The 20344-nt window shown below is 68.6% G+C and carries 17 protein-coding genes; 9 read left to right on the top strand and 8 right to left on the bottom strand.

Annotation, left to right across the window (positions count from 1 at the left end; all coding sequences use genetic code 11):
• Nucleotides 1-20: 20 nt before the first annotated feature.
• Nucleotides 21-1355, bottom strand: coding sequence for an MFS transporter (locus AB0I38_RS34685; protein ID WP_358490675.1), 1335 nt, complete (start codon nucleotides 1353-1355; stop codon nucleotides 21-23).
• Nucleotides 1352-1996, bottom strand: coding sequence for a winged helix-turn-helix domain-containing protein (locus AB0I38_RS34680; RefSeq protein ID WP_358490671.1), 645 nt, complete (start codon nucleotides 1994-1996; stop codon nucleotides 1352-1354). Before AB0I38_RS34680 ends, AB0I38_RS34685 begins: the two co-directional genes overlap by 4 nt.
• Before the next feature lie 89 nt (nucleotides 1997-2085).
• Between AB0I38_RS34680 and AB0I38_RS34675 the strand changes: the two genes are divergently transcribed.
• From AB0I38_RS34675 to AB0I38_RS34655, 5 genes are all read left to right on the top strand, one after another.
• Complete coding sequence (locus tag AB0I38_RS34675; protein WP_358490668.1) at nucleotides 2086-2730, top strand: B3/B4 domain-containing protein; 645 nt, start codon at nucleotides 2086-2088, stop codon at nucleotides 2728-2730.
• Nucleotides 2731-2934: 204 nt separating this feature from the next.
• Complete coding sequence (locus tag AB0I38_RS34670) at nucleotides 2935-6597, top strand: multifunctional oxoglutarate decarboxylase/oxoglutarate dehydrogenase thiamine pyrophosphate-binding subunit/dihydrolipoyllysine-residue succinyltransferase subunit (protein ID WP_358490870.1); 3663 nt, start codon at nucleotides 2935-2937, stop codon at nucleotides 6595-6597.
• 113 nt (nucleotides 6598-6710) lie between these two features.
• Complete coding sequence (locus AB0I38_RS34665) at nucleotides 6711-6887, top strand: DUF6104 family protein (protein WP_358490661.1); 177 nt, start codon at nucleotides 6711-6713, stop codon at nucleotides 6885-6887.
• Between the two features lie 147 nt (nucleotides 6888-7034).
• Nucleotides 7035-7838 carry a DUF4097 family beta strand repeat-containing protein gene (locus AB0I38_RS34660; protein WP_358490657.1) on the top strand — a complete coding sequence of 268 codons (804 nt, stop codon included), beginning with the start codon at nucleotides 7035-7037 and terminating at the stop codon, nucleotides 7836-7838.
• On the top strand, nucleotides 7835-8572 hold the full coding sequence (locus AB0I38_RS34655; RefSeq protein ID WP_358490653.1) for a PadR family transcriptional regulator: 738 nt from the start codon (nucleotides 7835-7837) through the stop codon (nucleotides 8570-8572). Before AB0I38_RS34660 ends, AB0I38_RS34655 begins: the two co-directional genes overlap by 4 nt.
• 174 nt (nucleotides 8573-8746) lie before the next feature.
• On the opposite strand, the gene AB0I38_RS34650 is transcribed toward AB0I38_RS34655, so the two are convergent.
• The 6 genes from AB0I38_RS34650 to AB0I38_RS34625 form a co-directional block, all read right to left on the bottom strand.
• Nucleotides 8747-9604, bottom strand: a complete 858-nt coding sequence (locus AB0I38_RS34650; RefSeq protein ID WP_358490647.1) for an oxygenase MpaB family protein — start codon at nucleotides 9602-9604, stop codon at nucleotides 8747-8749.
• 74 nt (nucleotides 9605-9678) lie between these two features.
• Nucleotides 9679-10635, bottom strand: a complete 957-nt coding sequence (locus AB0I38_RS34645; protein ID WP_358490640.1) for a zinc-binding dehydrogenase — start codon at nucleotides 10633-10635, stop codon at nucleotides 9679-9681.
• 9 nt (nucleotides 10636-10644) lie between these two features.
• Nucleotides 10645-11532, bottom strand: coding sequence for a hypothetical protein (locus AB0I38_RS34640; RefSeq protein WP_358490636.1), 888 nt, complete (start codon nucleotides 11530-11532; stop codon nucleotides 10645-10647).
• 47 nt (nucleotides 11533-11579) lie between these two features.
• The gene (locus AB0I38_RS34635; protein WP_358490633.1) at nucleotides 11580-12005 is read right to left on the bottom strand and encodes a type II toxin-antitoxin system VapC family toxin; all 426 of its coding nucleotides are present in this window, start codon (nucleotides 12003-12005) and stop codon (nucleotides 11580-11582) included.
• On the bottom strand, nucleotides 11992-12249 hold the full coding sequence (locus AB0I38_RS34630; protein ID WP_189123199.1) for a hypothetical protein: 258 nt from the start codon (nucleotides 12247-12249) through the stop codon (nucleotides 11992-11994). Before AB0I38_RS34630 ends, AB0I38_RS34635 begins: the two co-directional genes overlap by 14 nt.
• Before the next feature lie 97 nt (nucleotides 12250-12346).
• Entirely contained in the window at nucleotides 12347-13786 is a 1440-nt protein-coding gene (locus AB0I38_RS34625) for an acetyl-CoA synthetase (RefSeq protein WP_358490626.1), read from the bottom strand.
• Nucleotides 13787-14105: 319 nt separating this feature from the next.
• Here AB0I38_RS34625 and AB0I38_RS34620 point away from each other — a divergent pair, with 319 nt between their 5' ends.
• The 4 genes from AB0I38_RS34620 (at nucleotide 14106) to AB0I38_RS34605 (ending at nucleotide 19953) form a co-directional block, all read left to right on the top strand.
• Complete coding sequence (locus AB0I38_RS34620) at nucleotides 14106-15218, top strand: trypsin-like serine peptidase (protein WP_358490622.1); 1113 nt, start codon at nucleotides 14106-14108, stop codon at nucleotides 15216-15218.
• Nucleotides 15219-15526: 308 nt separating this feature from the next.
• Complete coding sequence (locus tag AB0I38_RS34615; protein ID WP_358490619.1) at nucleotides 15527-16609, top strand: trypsin-like serine peptidase; 1083 nt, start codon at nucleotides 15527-15529, stop codon at nucleotides 16607-16609.
• 189 nt (nucleotides 16610-16798) lie between these two features.
• Nucleotides 16799-17965, top strand: coding sequence for a trypsin-like serine peptidase (locus AB0I38_RS34610; RefSeq protein ID WP_358490615.1), 1167 nt, complete (start codon nucleotides 16799-16801; stop codon nucleotides 17963-17965).
• A 458-nt stretch (nucleotides 17966-18423) separates the two neighbouring features.
• The gene (locus AB0I38_RS34605; RefSeq protein ID WP_358490612.1) at nucleotides 18424-19953 is read left to right on the top strand and encodes a trypsin-like serine peptidase; all 1530 of its coding nucleotides are present in this window, start codon (nucleotides 18424-18426) and stop codon (nucleotides 19951-19953) included.
• Nucleotides 19954-20344 lie beyond the last annotated feature (391 nt).

The following is a 20344-nucleotide window of genomic DNA, read 5'->3' as shown; positions in this document are numbered from 1 at the left end:
ACCCGCCGGTACGGCCGGGATCAGCCGGCCGGCCGCTGTCCCGCTTCGAGCGGGACCGGAGCGGTCTCGCGCGCGCCGAGGGCGGGCATGCGCGCGAACAGCAGGGCGGAAACGAGCACCAGGCCGGCGGCCACGGACCAGGCGGCGGCCATGCCCGCCGAGGTGGCGAGCGCGCCGAACCCCAGGTTGGACAGGCCCGCACCGGCCTGGAGCGACAGCGAGCTGGTCGAGGTGACCGTGTTGCGCTGGGCGGCGGTGACCGCGTTGTGGGTCATCTCCAGGCAGAGCATCCCGGCCACCCCGAGCCCGGCGAACATGACCACGTAGGCCAGCCCGGCGCTCGCCAGCCCGGCCACACCGTCCAGCCCGGCCGTGGCCGCGAGGCCGCCGATCGACAGCGCGGTCAGCACGGCGCCCGCCGCCGCCCCGCGCGCCGAGCCGCCCGCGGCCCGGGCCGCCCACGGAGCGATCGAGCTGCCCGCCGCGCTTCCGGCGAACCCGAGCGCGGCCACGACCGCGTAGGCGGCGCCGCCGAGCTCGGCCGTGCCCGCCAGCTCGGCCAGCCGGCCCGGAGTGAGCAGCTCGACCGCGGCGAGCGCGACCCCCGAGGCCGCCGCGGCCAGCATCAGACGGCGCAGCAACGCGCCGCGAACAGCCATCCGCAGCCCTCCGGCCACGGTCCGCGGCACCTCACGCAGCACGCCGCCGAGCGAGCGGCGCGCGTGTGACGGCTCGGGCATGGCGAGCACCACCACGACCAGCAGCACAACCGCGGCCACCGCGCCCAGCAGGGGCGGCACGGCCAGCGGAGAGATCGGACCGCCCGGCCGCAGCAGCGGCTCGGCCAGCGGGAGAATCGGGCCGCCCGGCCCCAGCAGCAGCGGCACGAAGCCGCCCGCCAGCACCCCCAGGCAGAGCGCCGCCGACTCCATGGCGCCGCCCCGCGCCAGCCCCGGCTTGAGATCGGCGTCGCGGCCCTCGATCTCGTGCAGCGTGTCGACGTACCAGGAGGTGGCGGGCCCGCTCGACAGAGCGCGGGCCACCCCCTTCAGCACGCCCGTCACCAGGAACATCCACACGGTGGTGGACATCGCCATCATCACCAGCGCCGCCACGGTGAAGCCGGCCGACAGGGCGAGCACCTTCCGCCGCCCGACGACGTCCGCCAGCCCGCCCGTCGGCAGCTCCAGCGCGATCGTGACGGCCGAGAACACCGTGGTGACCAGGCCGACCTGGGCCAGGCTCAGCCCCCGGGAAGTCATGAGCAGCACCATGACCGGCATCATCAGGCCCACCGGTAACCAGGTCAGGAAGCTGACCACCAGGTAACGCCGCAACACGGACCGACCGGTCATCGGCCATCCCCTCTCTGCCAGGTCGTACGCGAGTCTTTTCGAGCCGTACGCGAAGGCCCCTCACCGGCCACATCCGGGAGGTCTCCGGTGGCCGCGCGGGGGAAGCCGCCGGCCCAGAGGTGGACCGGGGCGGCGTCCGGGGCGTCGGCGTAGCGCTCGGCGACTTCGCGCACCAGGTCGTCGACCCGCTGCTCCAGCTCGCGCAGCCCCGCGGGCGGCAGGGACACGAGGTGGTCGCTGAGCCCGGCGACCTCGACCCAGTCGTCGGACCAGGAGGAGCCGTCGTACTCCTCGACCGCGCGGGCGAGCGCCTCCACCTGGCGCAGGTGCATGATCCTGACCGCCTCGACCCCCTCGGGCGTGGCCGACATGCGCAGGTTGTCCCAGGAGGTGTAGCGGTGGCGGGCGCGCCAGCGGCGCTCCCTGCCGTCGCGCCGCGCCGGGTCCTCCTCGATGAACCCGTACTTGGCCAGCTCGCGCAGGTGGTAGCTGGTGGAGCCGGAGCTCTCGCCGACGGCGCGCCCGAGCTCGCTGGCCGTCGCGGGGCCGTCGCCGCGCAGCAGCCCGAGCAGCCGCACCCGCAGCGGATGGGCCACCACCTTGAGCACCCTCGGGTCACTGATCTCGTACGACTCTTCCATGCCTCGAAGGGTAAACCGCAAAGGCAATTTTGCAAAGAGTATTTTGCGGTATCCCGTACGTGCACGCCCGTGCTCGTAAAATCGGCGGCATGCTTGACGACATCTGGGTGGACGAGTCCGTCTTCGCGCTACGTCCCGACTTCGCGGTGCTCCTCGTCACGGCCCACGGCCTGCGCAACGGCCCCAGCGACGACCGATCCCGCGCCTGGCTGGCCGACGCCTCGGCGTGCTCCGCCCAGCCGGAGAAGATCGAGGCGTGGCGCGACGCCTACCGCGCGTTCGGCGCCAAGCCCTCCCGCACCCGCCCGTCGGTCGACGCGCTCACTCGCCGCCTGCCGCTGCCGGAGATCAACCAGGTCGTCGACGCCTACAACTCGATCAGCGTGAAGCACGCGCTGCCGATCGGCGGCGAAGACCTCGACCGCTACTCCGGCCCGGCGCGGCTGATCAGGGCGGTGGGCGACGAGGAGTCCGAGGAGGCGCTCGGGCGGCCCGAGCCCGGCGAGGTGATCTGGCGCGACGACACCGGCGTCACCTGCCGCAGGTGGAACTGGCGCCAGGTGGCGCGCACCCGGCTCACCGAGGAGACGGTCAACGCGCTGTTCATCCTGGAGCGGCTGGAGCCCATGACGCTTGAGGAGTTGAAGACGGCCGGCGAGGAACTGGGCGACCTCCTATCCGAACTATCCCCCGACGTGCGGGTCTATACCAGATTGCTGTTCGGAGGAAGATAAACCCCCCGTCGAGTTGTTGATACCAAAAGGTAATAATGGCGGCACCGCCTGGACTGACTAGGGGGACGTGACCTCCGGCGAACCTCCTGAGAGGATCAGTCGTGGCGGCGCGGCCTCTGCTGCACGCGCTGGCTGCCAGGACGAGTAACCTTGGACAAGTTCTCTATCATCAACGCCGATCTGCGGAAGAGGGCGATTTCCGCCGTGTCGTCTGAGTCGTCGCGGACAAACCCGCTGGCAAGCTTTGGTCAGAACGAATGGCTTGTCGACGAGCTGTACCAGAAGTACCTCCAGGACCCCGAGTCTGTTGACAAGGCCTGGTGGAATTTCTTCGCTGACTACAACCCTGACTATGGACCGGGCCGGGCCCCGGCCAGGGAGGCGGCAAACGGCACCACGACCGCGCCTCCTCCTCCGGCGCCACCGAAGGCGGCTCCACCGCCCAAGGCGGCGGCCGCTCCGGCCCCCGTTGTGAAGCCGAAGCAGCCGGCCACGCCGGTGCCCAAGGGCGCCGAAGAGGTCAAACTGCGCGGCGCCGCGGCCCGCACAGCCGCCAACATGGACGCCTCACTTGTCATCCCCAGCGCGACCAGCGTCCGCGCCATCCCCGCCAAGCTGCTCGTCGACAACCGCATCGTGATCAACAATCACCTCAAGCGGGGTCGCGGCGGCAAGGTCTCCTTCACGCACCTGATCGGCTACGCCGTGGTCAAGGCGTTGAGGTCGATGCCGGAGATGAACCACTCCTACACCGAGGTCGACGGCAAGCCGACCCTGGTCAAGCCCGAGCACGTCGCTCTGGGTCTGGCCATCGACGTGCAGAAGAGCAACGGTGAGCGCCAGCTCCTCGTGCCGTCCATCAAGGCCGCCGAGGAGATGGACTTCCGGCAGTTCTGGATGGCGTACGAAGAGGTGGTCCGCAAGGCGCGCGCGGGCAAGCTCGGGGTCGACGACTTCACCGGCACCACGATCTCGCTGACCAACCCCGGCACGATCGGCACCGTCCACTCCGTGCCCCGCCTGATGCCCGGCCAGGGCACCATCATCGGCGTCGGCGCGATGGAATACCCGGCCGAATACCAGGGCGCGTCCCCCGACACGCTCTCCCGGCTGGCCGTTTCCAAGGTCATCACGCTGACCAGCACCTACGACCACCGGATCATCCAGGGCGCGCAGTCGGGTGACTTCCTGCGCACGATCCACCGGTTGCTGCTCGGCGAGGACGGCTTCTACGACGAGATCTTCGAAGCCCTGCGGATCCCCTACGAGCCGGTCCGCTGGGTCCAGGACATCTCGTGGTCGCACGACGACGACGTGGCCAAGTCGGCACGGGTCATCGAGCTGATCCACGCCTACCGCGTGCGTGGCCACCTCATGGCCGAGACCGACCCGCTCGAGTACAAGCAGCGCAAGCACCCCGACCTCGACATCCAGTCGCACGGGCTGACGCTGTGGGACCTCGAGCGCGAGTTCGCCACCGGCGGCTTCGGCGGGCGTCCGCTGATGAAGCTCCGCGAGATCCTGGGTGTGCTGCGCGACTCCTACTGCCGCACGGTCGGCATCGAGTACATGCACATCCAGAACCCCGAGGAGCGGGCCTGGATCCAGGCCCGGGTGGAGAAGCCGCACACCTCTCCGGCCCGCGACGAACAGCTCAACATCCTCAGCCGGCTCAACACCGCCGAGGCGTTCGAGACGTTCCTGCAGACCAAGTTCGTCGGCCAGAAGCGCTTCTCGCTGGAGGGCGGCGAGTCACTGATCCCGCTGCTCGACTCGGTGATCAGCGACGCGGCCGACGAGGACCTCGACGAGGTCGTCATCGGCATGGCCCACCGCGGCCGGCTCAACGTGCTGGCCAACATCGTGGGCAAGTCCTACGGGCAGATCTTCGGCGAGTTCGAGGGCAACATCGACCCGCGCACCGCGCACGGCTCCGGTGACGTGAAATACCACCTCGGCGCGTCGGGCACGTTCACCGCTCCCAGCGGCAAGACGATCGCCGCCTCGGTGGTCGCCAACCCGTCCCACCTGGAGGCGGTCGACCCGGTGCTCGAAGGCGTCGTCCGGGCCAAGCAGGACCTCCTGGAGCGCGGCGAGGAGGGCTTCACGGTCCTGCCGGTCCTCGTCCACGGCGACGCGGCCTTCGCCGGCCAGGGCGTCGTGGCCGAGACGCTCAACCTGTCGCAGCTGCGCGGCTACCGCACCGGTGGCACCGTGCACGTGGTGGTCAACAACCAGGTCGGGTTCACGACGTCGCCGGCGTCGTCCCGCTCCTCGGTCTACGCCACCGACGTCGCGCGGATGATCCAGGCGCCGATCTTCCACGTCAACGGCGACGACCCCGAGGCCGTGGTCCGCGTGGGCGAGCTGGCCTACGAATACCGCCAGGCGTTCCGCAAGGACGTGGTGATCGACCTCATCTGCTACCGCCGCCGCGGTCACAACGAGGGCGACAACCCGGCCTTCACCCAGCCGCTGATGTACGACCTGATCGACGCCAAGCGCTCGACCCGCAAGCTCTACACCGAGGCGCTGATCGGCCGGGGCGACATCACGGTCGAGGAGGCCGAGCAGGCGCTGCGCGACTACCAGGCCAAGCTGGAGCAGGCGTTCACCGAGACCCGCGAGGCGTCCAGGAAGCCGCTGGAGGCGGGCGCGATGCGCGTGCCACCGGCGGAGGTCGTCAAGTGGTCGCACGCCGACACACCCACCGCGATCAGCGACGAGACGCTCAAGCGCATCGTCGAAACCCAGCTCAACCTGCCTGACGGCTTCACTCCGCATCCGCGCCTCGCGCCGGTGCTCCAGCGGCGTGGCCAGATGGTGGAGCAGGGCACGATCGACTGGGCCATGGGTGAGACGCTGGCGTTCGGCTCGCTGCTCATCGACGGCCACCCGGTCCGCCTGGTCGGGCAGGACTCCCGGCGAGGCACGTTCACCCAGCGCCACGCGGTGCTGGTCGACCGGATGACCGGCGCGGAGCACACGCCGCTCAAGACCTTCAACCAGGGCACCACGAAGTTCTACATCTACGACTCGCTGCTCAGCGAGTTCGCGGCGCTCGGCTTCGAGTACGGCTACAGCGTCGTGCGCCCCGATGCCCTGGTGGCCTGGGAGGCGCAGTTCGGCGACTTCGTCAACGGCGCCCAGACGATCATCGACGAGTTCATCTCGTCCGGTGAGCAGAAGTGGGGCCAGAAGTCCGGCGTCGTGATGCTGCTGCCGCACGGCTACGAGGGCCAGGGTCCCGACCACTCCTCGGCCCGCATCGAGCGGTTCCTGCAGGTCTGCGCGCTCGACAACATGACGGTCGCGCAGCCCACCACCCCGGCCAACTACTTCCACCTGCTGCGCTGGCAGGTCGAGTCGGGCCGGCACAAGCCGATGGTGGTCTTCACGCCCAAGTCGCTGCTCCGCCACAAGCGGGCGACGTCCGACGCGGCAGACTTCACCACCGGCACCTTCCAGCCGGTGCTGAGCGACACCACGGTCGATCCGGCCAAGGCCACCAAGGTGGTGCTCTGTTCCGGCAAGGTCTACTACGACCTGGTCGCCGGGCGGGAGCAGGCGGAGCGCGATGACGTCGCGATCGTCCGGCTGGAGCGGCTCTACCCGTTCCCGGCCGACGAGCTCACGGCAGAGCTGGGCCGCTACGGCTCGCAGGCCGAGCTGGTCTGGGCGCAGGACGAGCCGACCAACATGGGCCCGTGGCCCTACCTCACGCTCAAGCTGGCGGAGGACCCGCAGTTGCTCGGCGGTCGCCCGCTGAGCCGCGTCTCCCGGGCGGCCAACAGCTCGCCCGCGACGGGTTCGCACTCCGCTCACGACAACGAGCTCCAGGGGATCATCCACCAGCTGTTCGGCTGATCCCACCTGGTGAGCCCCCGCCCTTCGGCGGGGGCTCACTGCTCACCACGCCACGTGCCGTGCGAAGGGGGCCGCCCCTTCACACGACCGTGGAACAAGGCAGGAGAAGCACCATGTACTTCACCGATCGGGGGATCGAGGAGCTCGCCACGCGGCGTGGCGAGGAGGAGGTCAGCCTGCTCTGGCTGAGCGAGCGGCTGCGCGAGTTCGTTGACCTCAATCCCGAGTTCGAGACGCCGGTCGAGCGGCTGGCAACCTGGCTGGCCCGGCTCGACGACGAGGACGAGTAGCACGACTGGGATTTCGTGCCACGAAACAGGCTGCCTGCATGAAACGGCCGAGAAAGTCCCACCGGTAAACGCGATACATCTTGAGTTCTCGTCAAACGCGACATATCGTGTTGATGTAAGCGAGAAGTCGCCGGGAGGGCAGGGATCATGCAGTTGTGGACGATCGAGGGGCCGGAGCGGCTGACGTTCGGCCGGGTCACCTCACTGGACGTGCGGATAGTCGCCGGCAGGCTGGCCGTGCTCGCCAGTGAGGGCCCGCCGACCCTGGAGGTGGCCGAACTGGAGTCCGCCTCTCCCCTGGTGGTCACCTACGACGAGGACACCGGCAAGCTGAGCGTCGCCTTCAAGGACCTCACCTGGGACGGCATGCTCGGCTGGCTGCGTCGTGACCGCCGCCACACCGTCGCGACGCTCACCGTGCCCAAGCAGTGCGCCGTCAACGCCGGAGTGGTCTCCGCCTCCGCCGTGGTCGCCGGGTTCGAGAACACCACGCAGGTCAAGGGCGTCTCCGGGGCCATCGTTCTCGACGGGGTGAGCGGCGCGGTGCACGCCAACACCGTCTCCGGCGACGTCGAGAGCCGCTCCATGGAGGGCGACCTGGCGTTCAACAGCGTCTCGGGCGACCTCACCGTGGCCGACGGCACGCCACGCCGGCTGCGGGCCAACACCGTGTCCGGACGGATCACCGCCGATCTCCTGCTCCGGCCGACCGGCCGGGTGACCCTGACCACCGTCTCGGGTGACATCCTGGTCAGGCTGCCGGAAGACGTGGAGGCGGACGTGACCATCAGGTCCACCTCCGGGCGGCTGGTCAGCACCTTCGACAAACTGTCCAACGAGAGCGGTCCCGGCACGAAGTCGCTGTCGGGGCGGCTGGGTGGCGGCATGGCCTCGCTGTCGGCGACCACGGTCTCCGGCCAGGCCGCGCTGCTCAAGGGAGAGAACGCATGAGCCCGGTGTTCGGTCACGGCCGCCTCAGGCTGTACCTGCTGAAGTTGCTGGAGGAGAGCCCCCGCCACGGATACGAGGTCATCCGGCTGTTGCAGGACCGTTTCCTCGGCGTCTACTCGCCCTCGCCCGGCACCATCTATCCTCGTCTGGCCCGCCTGGAGGAGGAGGGCCTGGTCACGCACGAGGTGATCGACGGCAAGAAGGTGTTCTCGATCACCGACAGGGGCCGCGACGAGCTCAACGCGCGCCTCGACGAGCTCGACGACCTGGAGCAGGAAATCTCCGCCTCGGTGCGCGACATCGCCCGCGAGGTGAAGGAGGACGTGCGCGACACGGTCAAGTCGCTCCGCGAGGAGCTGACCAAGATGGCCAAGGATGTCCGCGTCGGCGCCCAGGAGGACGGCAAGCGGCTGGGCGACGAGCAGAAGGCGCACTTCAGGCGGATCAAGGAGGAGCAGAAGCGGCAGTGGACGGAGCACGCCACACAGTGGCAGAACGAGAGTGAGCGGCTCACCGGCGAGTGGCGCCGGATCTGGGCCGAGGTCTGGGCCACGGTCGGCGGCGCGCCCGCCAACCGGGCCGCGCTCGACGCCGAGCTGGGCGGCCTGCTGGCCGACTTCGTGGCCAGGGTCCGCGAGGAGGCGTCGGACACCCGGCTCACCCGTGAGACCGTCGACCAGGTCCGTACGGTGCTCGACGAGGCCTCGACCCGCATCCGCGACATTCTTCGCTGACCGCTCTGCGATGAGGCGGCCCATCCACACGCGGCGAACCCGCCCGACCGCAGGACTGGGCCGAGCCCTGGGTCAGACCGAGCCCTGGGTCAGACCGAGCCCTGGGTCAGACCGAGCCCTGGGTCAGGCCGAGCCCTGGGTCAGGCCGAGCGCAGGACCGGGCCGAGTGCTGGGTCAGGCCGAGCGGAGCGCCTGCTCCAGGCCCCGCCGGCTGCGGGCGGTCCGGCGGGCGTGATAGGCGATCGGCATGTATCTGAGGCGCTCCGGCAGCCGCGGCGTGAGCGCCGCCACCGCCCGCCCGATCTGCCGCAGCCGCCGTTCGTCCCGCGCCGACCAGGACAACCCCAGCTTCTTCCGTACGGCCGGCGGCAGCGTGCCGACGGTCACGAAGTGGTTGAACCCGCCCGACCCGACGCCCACCGGGGTCCAGACGCGGCGCAGCGGCTTCGGCAGCCCCGGCGGCGCGGGGGTGCCCCGCATGACGGCGAGCACCTCCAGTGCGGTCGGATGGGGTTCGAGCCGGTCGGCCACCATCGCCTCGAAGTACGTCCAGTACGCCGCCAGGTCCTCGGGCATCTCCCGCTCGGGCACCCGCAGGATCGCGCCGAGCCGCCGCGCCTCTTCGTACAGCGCGCGTTCCTGCTCTCGCGTGTACGGCGTGCCGAAGTAGCGGTTGAGCGTGACGAAGCGCTCGAACAACGACAGGTGCACCCAGGCCCACGCCTCGCCGTTGAGCGCGTGATAGGCCCTGCCCTGCTCGTCCACGCCGCTGATCGGCTTGTGCAGCTCGCGTAACCGCGCTCCCTCGGCATCCCCGGCCGCCCCGCCGTACACCCATTTCTGGATCGAGGAGAGTGTGCGGCTGAGCCGCCCCCACGGATCCTGCTGGTAGGTGGAGTGCTCGGCGACGGCCGCGCCGACGGCGGGGTGCATGGTCTGGATGACCAGCGCGCTCCCTGCCACCAGCAGGTTGCGGTATTCGCCGGCGGACTCCCAGTGCATCGAGCCTGGGCCGAACGGTTCAACGTCCATGACGACGCCTCCCGAGTGATACAAACTCGCCTCTTTTGTATCACCCGGCAGGCGTCGAAGTAACCCTTCACTTATCAGGCGGTAAAGACGATCTTCCCGAACAGCTCGCCCTCGTGCATGGCGGCGAACCCGTCGCGCGCCTCGGTCAGCGGCATCGTCCGGTCGATGGCCGGACGCACCCCCGTCTGCTCCAGGAAGACGGCCAGGCGCTGGAGCTGGTCGCGGGTGCCCATCGTGGAGCCGACGATCGAGAGCTGGAGGAAGAAGACCCGCGTGAGGTCGGCCGACGGCACCGCGCCGCTGGTGGCCCCGGACACCACGACGCGCCCGCCGGGCTTGAGCGACTTGAGCGAGTGGTCCCAGGTGGCCTGGCCGACCGTCTCCATGACCGCGTCGACCCGCTCGGGCAGTCGCGCGCCCGTCTCGAAGACCTGGTCGGCGCCGAGCTTGAGCGCCTGCTCGCGCTTGCTCGCCGAGCGGCTGGTCGCCCAGACCCGGTAGCCGCCCGCCCGGCCGAGCGCGATCAGGGCGGTCGCGACCCCGCCGCCGGCGCCCTGGACGAGCACGGTCGCGCCGGGCTGCAGACCGGCCTTGTCGAACAGCATCCGATAGGCGGTCAGCCAGGCCGTGGGCAGGCAGGCGGCCTGCTCGAAGGTCAGCGCGGCCGGCTTGGGCACCAGGTTGCGGCGCGGCACGGCGACCCGCTCGGCGAACGTGCCGTCGTGCACCTCGGACAGCAGCGTGCGCTTGGGATCGAGCGTCTCGTCGGCGCCGCTGCCGATCACCGAGTGCACGATGACCTCGTTGCCGTCCTCGTCGACGCCTGCCGCGTCGCAGCCGAGCACGATGGGCAGCCGGTCCTGCCTGATGCCGACACCCTTGAGGGTCCAGAGGTCGTGGTGGTTGAGAGCGGCCGCCCGTACCGAGACGGTCGTCCAGCCGTCAGGGACCTGCGGCTCCGGGTGCTCGCCGAGCGTCAGCCCGGCGAGAGGATTGTCGGGATCGGTCTGTGTGGCGGTTACGGCGAACATGGCCGCACCTTACTTCAGCGTGATCCGGATCCCCTTGACGGCCTGCTGAACGAACGACGGCGATCCCGCGACGGCGATCCGCACGTCGCCCCGGCACACGCTCTGGGCCGGTCGGCCGCGCCGCTCCATCAGCGCCGGCGCCTCCGCCGCCTTGGCACAGCCGGGCGTCGGGGTGAACACCACCGTGTCGCCGATGACACCACCGAACCAGAGCTGCGGTCCGACCGGGTCGCCCCGCACGGTCTCGCCGGGCTTGGCCAGCCGGACCGGCCCGTCGCCCGTCAGAACGAGGTAGCCGTCCTTGGTGAGCCTGCCGTGCAGGCCCTCGGCCATGGCCATGCGCTGCTCGAAGGTCAGCCCGTCCAGCCGGTCGTAGAGCGCCAGCCGCCACGTTCCGAAGGAGAACAGCAACACCTGCCCGTACGAGCCGCTGCCCGGTTGGCGCGGCCACAGCTGGACGTTGGAGGTGAGCTTCCTGATCGGCTCGCCCCCCTTGGACACCTCGACCTCGCCGCCGTAGGGCGCCAGGAGGCGGCGGTACTGGCCGTCGATCCAGGCTCCCTGGAACGGGCGGGACCCCAGCTCGTCGAGCGCGAGCCCGGCGGGGTAGCGGATCTCGGCCCGGACACCGTGCGGGAAGACCACCCGGATGATCTCGTCGTCGCCCTTGGGCTCGGATTTCGCGTTGAGGACATTGGGGGCGTTGTTTCGCACCGTGCGCAGCGACTGGATGGGGTCGGGCACCGCCTCCAGCCCCGCGTCCGGCCGGGGGGCGGGATCGCGGCTGGCGAGCAGGCCGGCGACGGGGATCGCCAGGAGCGCCAGCAGAATCACGAACCCGAGCCACTTGCGGCGGCCGCGCTCCCCCACCTCGATGACATCGAACTGATCGGCCACGACGATCCTTGCCGAGTGTGCCTGGCGTTTGCGCCCTGGCCCTCAGTTCAGTTGAGGGGCGACCGGCAGCGCAACCCCTCGAACCGGGTGAAGTCCTTGTCACAGGTCACGAATTCACAACCATGCTCGATGGCCAGCGCGGCCAGGTAGGCATCGGGCACCAGGTTGCCCGTGGCCCCGATCTGACGGCAAAGACGCGTGAAGATCTCCCAATGCCGCGGACCAGGAGCGACGATGACGGCGTGCGGCTGATGGCGGACGGTGTCGGAGAACCCTCTCGCGGTTTCGAAGGTGGTCGCCCCTGGGATGCGGCGATTGGTCACGATGCGCATGAAGCCGTTGATGACGAAGTCGCTCACGGCGTAGGCCTCGTCGCCGTAGATCAGCTCCTTGAGCGTGGAGTGGCAGGGCTCGTGGTGCTCCATGTCTCGCCTCTGGGCGTTGACGAGCACGTTGACGTCAAGCATCCGCATGCTGCGGCCCCCCGAGGTAACGCTCGAGGTCCTCGAGCTCGAGAATCGCCTCGATCTCGGCCCACGTCAGCTTGGGCCCGGTCTCGGCACCGGAGACGGGAAGACTGACGTGGGGACGCTCGGCCGCATCGGCGGAGCGGTTGAGTAGTTGCCGCAAGGCATCCTCCATCACTGAGGTGAGACTGCGTCCATTGCGTGCCGCGTACGCCTTCGCCTCGTTGAGGAGTGCTTCGTCGATCCGCACCGTGGTCCTCCGCATGACACCAGCATCCGCGCCTGACATAAAAATGTCAACAACGGATCGTAGTCATGCGGTCACAATCTTTGCGCAACTTTTCGACTTACCAGAGCGCCACATTGACCTTGCCGTCGGAGGTCAGTGTCACCGCCTGCCCGACCAGCTCGCGGGACTCGGCGTCGGCCAGCAGACCAGGCTCCCGCACGAGGGCATGGGCCCGGCCGCCGCCCGGCAGGTCCACGATGACGATCCCCTTCTCGGCCGCCCCGTCGCGCCCGTGCATCACGGTGTATCCGGCGACGACGGCCGGACCGTCGTACAGGGAGACGATCTCCACCGGCTCGGCCGTGTGGACGGGCGCCGCGTCGCCCAGAACCCCGCCGGGCTCACTCGACCAGACGGCGTAGGTGTGCTTGGTCAGGTGCATGCCGACGCCGGTGACCAGGCCGTGGCCCGACTGCGCGCGCAGCAGCCCGGCCATCGTCGCGGTCGAGTGGAGCACGTAGCCGCTGGCCGGCCCGCCCGCGTACGGCAGGCCGCCGGTGACGGTGAGCCCGCGCGAGTCCATCGGATCGAGCTTGATCGCGTCGCAGGCCTGGCGGAGCGCGATCGCGAAGCAGCTGTAGACATCGAGCGCGTGCATGTCGTCGAGCCCGAGCCCGGCCCGCTCGAAGGCGGCCTCGGCGGCCCGCGCGATGGCCCGCGACGCGCCGAGGGCGGGCCGCGCCGCCACCTCCCAGGTGTCCTCCGCGTACGCCCAGCCGCGCAGGTAGACCCGCTGGTCGGCCGGGACGCCGAGCCGGTCGGCCAGCTCGGTGCTGACCAGGACGACGGCCGCCGCCTGGTCGACCTCCAGGACGGCCACGGTGTCGCGGGTGTACGGCCAGCCGACGAACCGGCTGCCGGTCACCAGCTCCTCCGGGGTGCGGACGGTCCGCCGCCACGCGTAGGGGTTGGCGGCGGCCACCTCCGTCATCGGCGCCATCATCCGCCCCCGGTCGGCCATCTCCTCGGCCATCGGCAGGCCGAGCGCGGCCCGGCGGGCCGTCTCCATGATCGCGTAGGTGTGCACCGGGAGGAACAGCTCGTGGGCCAGCTCGGCCGGGTGCGGAGGGCGTTCCCAGCCGTAGGGCGGCTTGGGGTCGGCCGGATGGCTCCACGGCACGTGCTCGCCGGCCTTCCGGTAGAAGCGGCGGGTGGCCAGCGCCTCGGCCCCGGCGACCAGGGCCGAGTCGAGCTCACCGGCCGCGATCCTGGCGGCGGCCTCGCCGATGAGCAGTTGCGGCGCCGTGCCGCTGACGCGGGAGTAGGCGCGGTGGCGCGGGGCGGCGCCGAGGCGTTCGGCGAGCCGGTCGACCGGGGAGTCGTACTGCCAGGAGTCGGTGTAGACGAGCTGGATCGAGTCGAGGCGCTCGGCGGGCAGCCGGGCGTCGCGGGCCGCCTGGCGGGCGACGTCCTCCCACAGGTCGAGTGGCTCGGGACCGGGCTGGTCGCGGACGGTGCGCTGGGCCGCGCCGACGAGGCAGGGGGTGCGTGGGTCCATGCCGCCATCTAACCAGAACAAGATTCGGTTGATAAGTAGTGGCGACTGATAATCAGTGTTACCCGTGTTGCCTGATGCGCCTGGATCCGCAGAGTTGCCATTGGTGCTAGATGGCACTCAAGGCTCTTCTGACCTGCGGAAATGCTTTTTAAGAATACATGCGAATTAGCTATTCATATAACGGAACGGAACCGGGCCATGCTTTTTCACGTCGTTTCCTGGCTACCGCCTTGCGCCATTCATTAATGTTCTGATCGTTTTCCTGGCCCACCGGGGCGCTGTACCCCGCTCTGGGCCGCCGAGAACTGAGAGGAGCTCCATGTATTCCCGAGCAAGGCGCATCGCGGTTCCGTTCGCCGGCCTGGTGGCCGTCGGACTCACCGCCGGCACGGTCAGCGCGAGCGCGACGGCACCCTCAGATGTCGTCTCCAAGAACGCGGCTACGCCCGCCTCCCAGGCCGTGCAGTTCTGGACCCCCGACCGGATCAAGCAGGCCACCGACTACGACCACGCCCTCGACGCGACCTCCAGGGGCGTCAAGGGCACCAACTCCACCCCTGACGGCCCGCCCGGATCCGTCCCCCCGATCGGCGAGGAGAAGACCAAGACCGTCAAGAGCAAGCAGGTCAACCTGCCCAACACGGTCGGCCGCGTGTTCTTCACGCTGCCGGGGGCCAACCCGAGAGACCCGAAGAGCTGGAGGTACTGCTCGGCGAGTTCCGTCCAGGGCAAGTACCGCAACCTGGTGGCCACCTCGGGCCACTGCGTCTACGACATCAAGACGAACCGCTTCTACGACAACTGGATCTTCATCCCGTCGTACTGGGACGGCAAGAACGTCTGGGACGGCAAGGCCCCCTACGGCATCTACGCCGCCAAGACGTTCAACGCGCACGACGACTTCGTGGTGAAGGAGGACTACGACTTCGACTACGCGTTCGTCAACGTCTACAACGGCATCAAGGTCAAGTGGACGAAGGTCGGCGACACGTGGCGCCCGGTGAAGCAGAACGTCGGCCGCCTCGGCGACAACGTCGGCGGCCAGGGCTTCACCTGGAACCGCAGCACCAAGGCGAACGTCTTCTCCTTCGGCTACCCGGCCGGCGAGCACCCCGACGGCGACAAGCCGTTCACCGGCCGCACGATGAAATGGTGCTACGGCAAGACGACGGCGATGCCCGCCGCGCCGAAGTACAACCTGCAGGAGCACGTCGGCTTCAGGTGCGCCTTCACGGCCGGGGCCAGCGGTGGACCGTTCCTCTACAACTACAAGAACGCGACGCGCACCGGCTACCTGATCGGCGTCAACAGCGTGGCATGGGACACCGACGGCAACGACCGGTACGACCACATCTCGTCGCCGTACTTCAACGGTGACACGTACAAGGTCTACAAGGCCGCCGCGAACCGGTGGACCGGCAACATGCCGTAACCCGCTCTTCAGGGGTCCCGGCTCTGGCATAGGGCCGGGACCCTGTCGCGAGGAAGACCGGCAACCAATAATGATCAAGAAAGGAGGCTGAATGCCGCGCGGGAATGGCCGTCGAGAACGCCCCAACAGCGGCCTGACCTGTGGCGACGCCGGTTACCTAAGATCGGCGGAAGCTAACCGGAGGGACGCCTTGACGCCATCCTTATGGGACGGAAGTCACTCTTGATCCGATAACAAATCTTCATCCCGGCTGCAATACAGTGTGTTGATCTGCAAAAATCTAGCCTTACAACCCCAAAGAAAGACATTTGATGATCCCCCGGGCCAGGCACCTCGTAGCAGTCGCGCTCAGCGCGCTGCTCGTGTTGCCCACCTTCGGGGGGAGTGCCTCGGCGGACAGCCGGGTCTACTCGGTCACACTGGCCAAGACCGCGGCCGACGTGCAGCGGGTGGCCGCCTACTGGAAGCCCGACCGGCTCAAGGCGGCCGACAGTTACAGCCCGGCGACGCCGGGATCGCAGCCCGCCTCCGCCTCATCGGGCTCCGCGGGCGGGGCCGGCAGCGGCCAGACCGTCGCGACCAAGAAGTCCAAGACCGCGCTCACCGTGCCCGCCGTCGTGCCGAATCAGGCAGCGGCCGCCCGGACCATGGGCAAGGTCTTCTTCCGGTTCGGCGCCAAGGAGTACTGGTGCTCCGCCAGCGCGGTCGCGGCCAAGAACCGCAGCGTCGTGGCCACGGCCGGGCACTGCGCCTACGACTCCCGGCAGGCCAAGGCCGCCGAATACTGGATCTTCGTCCCCAACCCGGGCCCCAACGGCGAAACGCCCGACGGGATCTACGTCGGCGCCGCGATCAGCATGCACGAGCACTGGCCGGGCAAAGGCGACTACGACTACGACTACGCGTTCGTGACCGTGCACCGGGGCTTCACCTGGGCGACGAAGAGCGGCCGGCTGGTCATGCAGGACACCGGCAGGCTGCAGGACAAGGTCGGCGGCCAGGGCCTCGCCCTCTCCAACGGGATCGGCAACCGGATCACCGCCTTCGGCTACCCGGCGGGCCCCCAGCCCGACGGCAGCCGCCCGTTCAACGGCCGGACCCTGCAGTCGTGCACCGGCAGCACCCGATGGACCGTCGCCCCTAACTTCGACCTGCAGTACGGGGTGCAGCTCCAGCCGTGCAACTTCAGCGCGGGGGCCAGTGGCGGCGCCTGGCTGATCGGCTACCAGGCCGCCAAGGGGATCGGCAGCCTCAGCGGGGTCAACAGCCTGACCTGGAACCGCGATGCCAAGGGCGCCTACGACGCGGTCTCCTCACCCAACTTCACGGCGGCCACTGGCGAGGTCTACAAGCACGCCGCCTCCCTCACCACCCCGGCAAATGTGACGTAAGTTACACAGAGCTGCACACCGCCTCCGGTGATCAGCCCCGATCACATCTCGGGTCGATCACGGCCGCGTTTCCGGCGACCGGCGCGCTCCCGGCGAAATTCACTAGATCACAGACCTGCCTGTAGGTTCCGGCTGACCATTCGCTGACCATGAACGTCACCTCAGCACAAGGCGAAGCCTGGAGTTACCTTGAAGCGAATCACCCTCCCGGCCGGTGGTGCCGTCCTCGCGACCGGCCTGCTGGCGACCGGTCTCGCGGGCGTCGTGCAGGCGCGCGGCGACGTCGCCACCGACCCGATGGCCCGCGGCACCGCACAGGCCTCCTCGGTCGCGACGTTCTGGGCCGCGTCCAACGGCGCCGCCCTCCGCGCCGCCTCGGCCTACACGTGGGACGCCAAGGACGTACGAAAGGTCGTCTCCAAGGGCGGCGTCAGCCCCGACGGCGGTCCGGGCAGCGCCGCCCCGATCGGCGAGGAGCGCAAGCCCGTCGCCAAGGTGCAGAACGTCAACCTGCCGAAGACGATCGGCAAGGTCTTCTTCGTCGACGGATCCGGCAGGCAGCGCTGGTGCTCGGCCACGTCCATCCAGTCGAACTACCGCAACCTGGTCGCCACCGCCGCCCACTGCGTGTACGACACCGACAGTGACCGGGACGTCCTGGCCAACTGGATCTTCGTGCCCGGCTACTACCAGGGCAAGGCCCCGTGGGGCATCTACGTGGGCAAGCAGGCCTTCACCCACCACGACTTCGACGTGTACGAGGACTACGACCGCGACTACGCGTTCGTCACCGTCTACAACGGCATCGCCTTCGACGGCGCCAAGCAGGTGGACCGCAAGGAGTACCAACGCTTCAGCGGCCCGAAGCGCAGCTGGGGCAAGCGCTACTACATCCTGCCCGCCAAGGACGTGGGCCGCCTCGGCGACAACGTCGGCGGCCAGGGCGTGGCCTGGAACCAGCCCGCGGGCAGGCACGTCCGCGCGTTCGGCTACCCGGCCGCTCCGCACCCGGACGGCAGCAAGCCGTACAGCGGCGTGACGCCGAAGTGGTGCTATGGCAGGACCACCGGCAAGGCCGTGGGCGCGCCGTGGCTGAAGATCCAGGAGCACGTCGCCCTCAAGTGCGCCGTGACCCCCGGCTACGACGGCGGCCCCTGGCTGAGCGACTACAACAACGGCAGGCGCCTCGGCTACGTCAACGGCGTCACCAGCACCTTCGCCGACCAGGACGGCAACGACCGGATCGACCACATCACCTCGCCGTACTTCGACGGCGAGACGGCCGCGATCTACAAGGCGGCCAGGAACGTGTGGTCCGGCAAGGTCGTCGGCCCCAACGGAGAGCTGTACAAGTAGAGGCGAGCACGCGCGCAGGGGGTCCGGCTTCGGCCGGACCCCCCTTTTTTTCGCGCGTCTGTTTGGGTACGGCACCACACGGGAAGGGCTGCGAACCCCTTACGGCACGGAAGTTTCAAGATCGATAACGCTGAGAGGCGAAGTTAGACGGACCGAAGGCCCATTTTGGTTCCTGTGATCTAAGTCACATTTGACTGTTCGCTCTGAGTAGCCCGCCGGCTACGTCACTTTTGCACCCTCGACCGCACCCCCGACATGCCCAGCGGAAACGCAGCGGAATGATCACCGTCCGCGAAGATCTCTGACTGGTAACGGAATGGTCACGGCGGTTGGGGCTCCATGCGGATCTCGCAAACCGGCTTTTACCTGCAAAGATCGCCGCGCTATGTTCCTTGCTATCCCTTTACTGACGCATGGGACGCAAGTTGCGACCCACGACAGAGCAAGGAGCAGTTCCCTTGAAGCGCATCCTCATCCCCGCCGGTGGCGCCATCCTGGCTACCGGCCTTCTGGCTGCCGGCCTGGCCGGCACTGCCACGGCCGCCAGCGACGTCGCCTCCGACCCGATGGCGAAGAGCGCGGCCGATGCCAAGGCCATCGCCCAGTTCTGGGCCGACTCCAACGGTGCGGCCCTCAAGGCTGCCAAGCAGTCCAACATCTGGGACAACAAGGACGTCGCCAAGCTCAAGAGCAAGGGCGGCTACAGCGCCGACACCAAGCCCGGCTCGGCCTCGCCGATCGGCCAGGAGAAGAAGCCCTCCACCAAGACGCAGAACGTCAACATGCCGAAGACCATCGGCAAGGTGTTCTTCGTCAACGGCAAGGGCGAGAAGAAGTGGTGCTCTGCCACTTCGATCCAGTCGAAGTACCGCAACCTGGTCGCCACGGCCGCCCACTGTGTGTACGACACGCAGTCCAACGCCGACACCATGACCAAGTGGGTCTTCGTGCCCGGCTACTACCAGGGCAAGACGCCCTGGGGCATCTACGTCGGTAAGCAGGCCTTCACGCACTACGACTTCGACGTGTACGAGGACTACGACCGCGACTACGCGTTCGTCACCGTCTACAACGGCATCCACCTGGGTGGCGGCAAGGCGAAGCAGGTCTCCAAGGCCGAGTTCGAGAAGTACCAGGGCGTCAAGGACGCCAAGGACGTCGAGATCACCCGGGCCGAGTTCCGCAAGTGCAAGCTCGACCCGACGTCGATCCAGGCGTGCTGGGCCAAGCGCGGCACCAACGCGGAGCCGACCGGCCCCGACTTCCCCGGCGCCGAGGTCACCAAGGTCGAGGTGTCCGCCGAGAAGTACAAGGCGGCCAGGGTCGGCAAGGGCAACGGGTTCAAGTTCGGCGAGCCGGTCACCGAGATCGTGACGGACTCCGACGCGGCCAAGTACAAGAAGCTGCAGGAGGGCAACGCCGAGAAGTACCCGGCGACCGTCAAGCAGGACGCCCGTGGCAACTGGACGATCACCCACTACTACACGCAGCAGTGGTACAAGCCGGGCACCGCCACCAAGTTCTACAAGACCGTCTTCTTCATCATCGAGGGCTACGCCAAGGACGCGGGCCGGCTCGGTGACAACGTCGGCGGTCAGGGCGTGGCCTGGAACCAGCCCACGGGCAAGTACGTCCGCGTGTTCGGCTACCCGGCCGCTCCGCACCCCGACGGCAACAAGCCCTACACCGGCATCACGCCGAAGTGGTGCTACGGCAAGACCACGAAGAAGCTGGTCGGTTCGGCCGCCAAGAAGATCGAGGAGCACGTCGCGCTCAAGTGCGCGATGACCGAGGGCGCCGACGGTGGCCCCTGGCTGTACAAGTACAGCAACTCCAAGCGTCTCGGTTACGTGAACGGTGTCACCAGCACCTTCAACGACCAGAACGGCAACGACCGCGTCGACTACATCTCCTCGCCGTACTTCGACGGTGAGACCGCGGCGATCTACAAGGCCGCCTCGAACGTGTGGTCCGGCAAGATCCTCTGAGTCAAGATCCTCTAGGTGACACACCGCGACCGGCCTGAGCCGATCGTGTGAGCGTTTCCCGCGAAGGGCCCGGCATCGCCGGGCCCTTCGTCGTGTCCAGGGAACGGGTCCAGCGAATGCGAAGGGCGGTTGGACGCACGCCACCCGGATCCGGTGCCATCAAGTCTGTGTGATCTGCGTCACATCATGCCGCCCGACGCCCGATGGGCACCGCTGCCGTCACGGCAGTCACACTGACAACTTCCTTATGTTGATCTGGGAAAACGGGCGCGTCAGGCACTTCCGGCAAGTCACCAGCAATGGCTACTTAAACATCACGGAACCATAACGCCCCACGAGCCGCCGCTTTTCCTTCCAAACCAGCTACCGAACCCCAAGATCCACCCTGTAA

Origin of the sequence: Nonomuraea cavernae (assembly GCF_040655715.1) — a bacterium.
Classification (GTDB): Bacteria; Actinomycetota; Actinomycetes; order Streptosporangiales; family Streptosporangiaceae; genus Nonomuraea; species Nonomuraea cavernae_A.
Note: the sequence above shows the minus strand (reverse complement) of the source record. Positions and strands in the feature narration are given on the sequence as shown.

Excerpts from the sequence above, each read along its gene's own strand:
- AB0I38_RS34680 (WP_358490671.1), bottom strand. The coding sequence starts at position 1,996 with ATGGAAGAGTCGTACGAGATCAGTGACCCGAGGGTGCTCAAGGTGGTG.
- AB0I38_RS34620 (WP_358490622.1), top strand. The coding sequence starts at position 14,106 with ATGTATTCCCGAGCAAGGCGCATCGCGGTTCCGTTCGCCGGCCTGGTG.
- AB0I38_RS34650 (WP_358490647.1), bottom strand. The coding sequence starts at position 9,604 with ATGGACGTTGAACCGTTCGGCCCAGGCTCGATGCACTGGGAGTCCGCC.
- AB0I38_RS34645 (WP_358490640.1), bottom strand. The coding sequence starts at position 10,635 with ATGTTCGCCGTAACCGCCACACAGACCGATCCCGACAATCCTCTCGCC.
- AB0I38_RS34685 (WP_358490675.1), bottom strand. The coding sequence starts at position 1,355 with ATGACCGGTCGGTCCGTGTTGCGGCGTTACCTGGTGGTCAGCTTCCTG.
- AB0I38_RS34660 (WP_358490657.1), top strand. The coding sequence starts at position 7,035 with ATGCAGTTGTGGACGATCGAGGGGCCGGAGCGGCTGACGTTCGGCCGG.
- AB0I38_RS34665 (WP_358490661.1), top strand. The coding sequence starts at position 6,711 with ATGTACTTCACCGATCGGGGGATCGAGGAGCTCGCCACGCGGCGTGGC.
- AB0I38_RS34655 (WP_358490653.1), top strand. The coding sequence starts at position 7,835 with ATGAGCCCGGTGTTCGGTCACGGCCGCCTCAGGCTGTACCTGCTGAAG.
- AB0I38_RS34625 (WP_358490626.1), bottom strand. The coding sequence starts at position 13,786 with ATGGACCCACGCACCCCCTGCCTCGTCGGCGCGGCCCAGCGCACCGTC.
- AB0I38_RS34675 (WP_358490668.1), top strand. The coding sequence starts at position 2,086 with ATGCTTGACGACATCTGGGTGGACGAGTCCGTCTTCGCGCTACGTCCC.
- AB0I38_RS34635 (WP_358490633.1), bottom strand. The coding sequence starts at position 12,005 with ATGCGGATGCTTGACGTCAACGTGCTCGTCAACGCCCAGAGGCGAGAC.